Annotated in this window: 3 protein-coding genes; all 3 read left to right on the top strand. The window is 62.1% G+C overall.

The window, feature by feature from the left end; genetic code table 11:
• The first annotated feature begins 168 nt into the window (after positions 1-168).
• On the top strand, positions 169-1,824 hold the full coding sequence (locus Q1K49_RS03965) for a UDP-glucose--hexose-1-phosphate uridylyltransferase (RefSeq protein ID WP_213693009.1): 1,656 nt from the start codon (positions 169-171) through the stop codon (positions 1,822-1,824).
• A gap of 150 nt (positions 1,825-1,974) precedes the next feature.
• Positions 1,975-2,910, top strand: a complete 936-nt coding sequence (locus tag Q1K49_RS03960) for a substrate-binding domain-containing protein (protein ID WP_213693010.1) — start codon at positions 1,975-1,977, stop codon at positions 2,908-2,910.
• A gap of 125 nt (positions 2,911-3,035) precedes the next feature.
• Entirely contained in the window at positions 3,036-4,538 is a 1,503-nt protein-coding gene (locus Q1K49_RS03955) for a sugar ABC transporter ATP-binding protein (protein ID WP_213693011.1), read from the top strand.
• The last annotated feature ends 23 nt before the right edge of the window (positions 4,539-4,561 follow it).

Below are 4,561 nucleotides of genomic sequence, written 5' to 3'. Positions count from 1 at the left end.
GCATCCCCGTGGAAAAGGGAGCGCGCCGCCCCGGAGACCCGGCACGCCTGGTGGCTTCTTCGGCGCGCATCCGGGAGGATCTGGGATGGGAACCTCGCTACACGGCTCTGGATGCCATCGTGGAAACGGCCTGGCGATGGCACGGAAAACGGTGGGGGTAGGTTTTTCGTGAGCGTCGAGGACGGAATCGACTCCCTCCGGAACACTTCCGAGGCCGTTTCCACCGCCGACGCGACGCAGGCCATCCGCGCTCTGGTGGCCGCGGGGAAGTCCTGCGGTCTTCTGGGCGAGCTGGACGACCTGGCCACGACGAATGCCCTTTTCGCCCTCTTCGGTCTCGACGAGCCCGACGGGGGTGATGCGGCGGATCTTTCGGACTTGGATGTCCTGGAGAACATCGAACTTCTCCGTCGGTTCGCCCTTGGACGAAAGCTGCACCATCTGGATTTGCCGCCGGAGAAGTTCGTGAGCCGTGTCATGGGGTACCTTACTCCCCGTCCGTCGGAAGTGGTGGAGGCCTTCCGGCGCCGATTCGATCTGGAGGGGGCCCGGGCGGCGGTGGACTGGTTCTACCGCTTTTCCCAGAATACGCGTTACGTCCGTGCGGATCTGGCTGCTCGGGATCTCACGTGGACCGCGCCCACGCGCTACGGTGAACTGCAGATCACCATCAACCGCTCCAAGCCGGAAAAAGATCCCCGGGACATTCGTGCCGCGGGGGAACGATCTGCCGCGGGAGGTTACCCCCGGTGTGTCCTCTGCGTGGAGAACGTGGGCTATGCAGGACGTCCCGGTTTTCCCGAGCGGAGCAACCATCGGCTGATCCCCCTGGACCTGGCGGGAGAGCGATGGTTTTTGCAGTTCTCACCCTACGTCTACTATCCGCAGCACTGTATTCTCCTCTCGGAAGAACATCGCCCCATGCGTATCGACGAGGACACCTTCGAGCGTATTCTCGCCTTCCTCCAGCGTTTTCCGCACATGTTCCTCGGCTCCAACGCGGATCTCCCTATCGTGGGCGGATCCATCCTCAGCCATGATCACTTCCAGGGAGGTGTCTGGCACTTTCCCATCGAGACGGCCTCCGTCCTGGAACAGTGGCGTCTTGGGGAGATTGCCGCGGAAATTCTCCACTGGCCTCTTTCCACCCTGCGGCTTCGGGGGCGCGACTCGGAGGAACTTGTTCGACTGGGAAGCTCGTTGCTCCGGGCCTGGCGCGACTATGAGGACCCGGAGCGTGGGATTCTCGCCGAGGGGCTGTGGAATGGAAAGCGGGAGCGCCACAACACGATCACCGTTATCGGAAGGCGCAGGAATGAGGCGTTCGAGCTGGACCTGGTGCTGCGGAACAACCGCTGCGACGAAACGCACCCTGACGGTATCTTTCATGTTCATGCGGACAAACACCATATCAAGAAGGAGAACATCGGACTCATCGAAGTCATGGGGCTGGCGATTCTGCCACCTCGTCTCGAGGCGGGGTTGGACAGAATGGTCTCCCTGCTGTGCGGGGAATTGCCCTTGGCTTCCCTGGCCGATGATTTTCCGCATCGTGCCTGGGCGAAGGACCTTCTCGCCCGGGTTGGTCGGGTTGCGGACCGGACCGGCGCCTGGACGATCCTTCGGCGCGACGTGGCCCGGATTTTTGCGGAGGGGCTGGAGGACTGCGGTGTCTTCAAGCCCGACGAGGAGGGACTGCGGGGATGGCGGCGCTTTCTGGCCGCCTGGAAGGCCCGGTGCGATGGGATGTGCTGCACGGACGCGGAGACGTCGCACGAAGCCGCGTTGAAAGGGGGGGCATCCGCCACAGAGAGGATGGAATAGCCTGAAGATTCCGCAGGGACTCGCGAAACTCCGTTGACGAAGCGTTTCTTCCGCTCCCGAAGAGCCGTTGAGCGCAGGAAAGTGCGCAGAGAGGGTGCGGGAGCAAGGGTCGGGAAATTCCGATGACCATGTGAGGAGGGTGTTTCCGAAATGAGACGTTCTTTTCTGATCGTTGCAGTCGGTCTTCTCGCGGCGGTTCTGCTCGGTGCGTCGGCGTTCGCCGCCGACGACGCGGCAAAGAAGGTCTACTATTCCCTGTACGACAACAGCGACATGTTCATCTCCCTTGTGCGGAACGCCATCGAGGCGGAGGCCAAGGAACAGGGGCTTCCCACCGTTCCCGCGGACGCTCAGAAGGACCAGAACCGGCAGCTCAGCCAGATCGAGCAGTTCGTCGCCCAGGGGGCCCAGGTGCTCGTCATCAACCCCGTGGACGCCACCTCCGCCCCGGCCATCATCGACGCGGCCAAGGGGAGAAAACTCATCCTCTTCAACAAGCGCCCCGAGGACAAGTACATCGACGGCAAAAACACCTTCTACGTGGGTTCCGACGAATCCGTCGTGGGTCCCATTCAGGCGGAGATGATCGATGCCTACTTCAAGGCGAAGGGCGTGGACAAGAAGGGCGGTCTCAAGTACGTACTCTTCATGGGTGAGCCCGGCCACGAGGCCACGGTGAAACGAACCGCGGGCGTGAAGAAGGGGCTTGAGGATCTGGGCTACAAGCTCGAAGCGGTCTACGAGGACACCGCCATGTGGTCCCGCGCCGAAGCACAGAACAAAATGCAGACCATCGTGGCGAAGAACTTCGACGTGGTGATCTGCAATAACGACGAAATGGCCCTGGGAGTCATCGAGGCGCTCCGCGCCGCGGGCAAGCTCGAAAGCGTGCCCGTCGTCGGTGTGGATGCCACTCCGGACGGACAGGCTTCCGTCAAGAAGGGCGAGATGATGGGCACGGTTCTGCAGGACGCGGACAAGCTGGGGCGCACCCTTGTGCTTCTCCAGCTCGACCTGATGGCCGGCAAGGAGCTTCCCCCGGAGACGAGCATTCCCTTCCGGAAGGTCACCAAGGAAGACCTGTAATCCTTCGAGTTGCCCGGTGCTCGGTGTGCGGGGGACGGCTCCGCCCGTCCTCCGTGCACCGCTTCGTATTTGCAATTCCGTCTGCGTCAGCGTGACGACGGAGCGAAGGCAAGGAGGTGTCAGCCGTGAGCGACTACACTCTGGAAGTGGAGAATCTTTCCAAGGCATTTCCCGGCGTCCAGGCCCTGGACGGCGTGAGCCTCCGTGTCCGCCCGGGACATGTCCACGCCGTGATGGGGGAGAACGGCGCGGGAAAATCCACCCTGATGAAGTGTCTTCTCGGCCTCTACCGCCCGGATTCGGGGCGTATCCTCTTCAAGGGAGAGGAGCTGCGCATCCCCCATCCCTCCGTGGCGCTCGCAAAGGGAATCGCCATGATCCATCAGGAACTCAATCCCGTGGCGGAGCGCCCCGTCATGGAGAACATCTGGCTCGGCAGGTTTCCAAGGCGGCGCTTCGGGCCGCTTTCCTTCGTGGATGCCGAGGCGATGCACGTGCGTACCAGGGCCATCTTCGAGGATCTGGAGCTGAACCTCGATCCCCGCGAGAGGGCGGGCAATCTCACCGTGGCGAAAATGCAGATGATGGAGATTGCCAAGGCAGTCTCCTACAACTCGGAGCTGCTCATCATGGACGAACCCACCTCGTCCCTCACGGAAACCGAGATCGCCCAGCTCTTCAAGATCATCCGGCGTCTTCGGTCCCAGGGCGTGGCGATCATCTACATCTCCCACAAGATGGAAGAGATCTTTCGCATCTGCGACGAGGTCACGGTCCTTCGGGACGGCAAGTTCGTGGGGGAGCGGGACGTGGCTTCCCTCACCATCGAGGAACTCATCCGTATGATGGTGGGACGGGAACTCACGAGCCTTTTCCCCAAGCAGGACGTCCCTCTCGGGGACGTGCGTCTTCGAGTGGAGGGGCTTTCCTCTCCGGGTGCCTTCGAGAACGTCACCTTCGATCTCCGCAGGGGTGAGATCCTTGGCTTCGCGGGGCTTGTGGGAGCAGGACGGACCGAACTCATGGAGACCCTCTTCGGCCTTCGTCCCATCTCGTCGGGACGCGTTCTCATCGACGGCGGGGAGATCCGCATCCGCAGTCCACGGGACGCCAAGCGGGCGGGGCTCGCCTTTCTCACCGAGGATCGACGCAGCACAGGTATCATCGGCGTGGGAAGCGTGACGGACAACACCATCATCGCCAATCTGCTTTCCTACGTGAAAAAACCGCTGCGGCTGCTTGATTTTGCTCGCATTCGCACCGACACCAGGGAATACAACGAACGCCTCCGCACCCGCACTCCGAGTTACGAGACCCGCATCCAGAACCTGAGTGGAGGCAATCAGCAGAAGGTTCTCGTGGCCCGGTGGCTCCTCACCCGGCCGGACATCCTCATCCTCGACGAACCCACCCGCGGCATCGACGTGGGAGCCAAGGCGGAAATCCATGCGATCATCTCCGAGCTTGCCGCGGAGGGGAACTCCATCCTCCTCGTCTCCTCGGAGCTGCCGGAGATTCTGGGCATGAGCGACCGTATCGTGGTCATGCACGAAGGCAGACAGACCGCCATTCTGGAGCGGAAGGACGCCTCTCAGGAACTGGTCATGAAATACGCCACCGCGGTGTGACGAAAAGGGGAATCCTCATGAAA

The sequence above is a fragment of the Aminiphilus sp. genome (assembly GCF_029975095.1).
GTDB lineage: Bacteria > Synergistota > Synergistia > Synergistales > Aminiphilaceae > Aminiphilus.
This window is presented reverse-complemented; position numbering and strand designations above follow the sequence as displayed.

Coding starts and splice junctions, on each gene's coding strand:
- Q1K49_RS03960 (WP_213693010.1), top strand. CDS start 1,975: ATGAGACGTTCTTTTCTGATCGTTGCAGTCGGTCTTCTCGCGGCGGTT.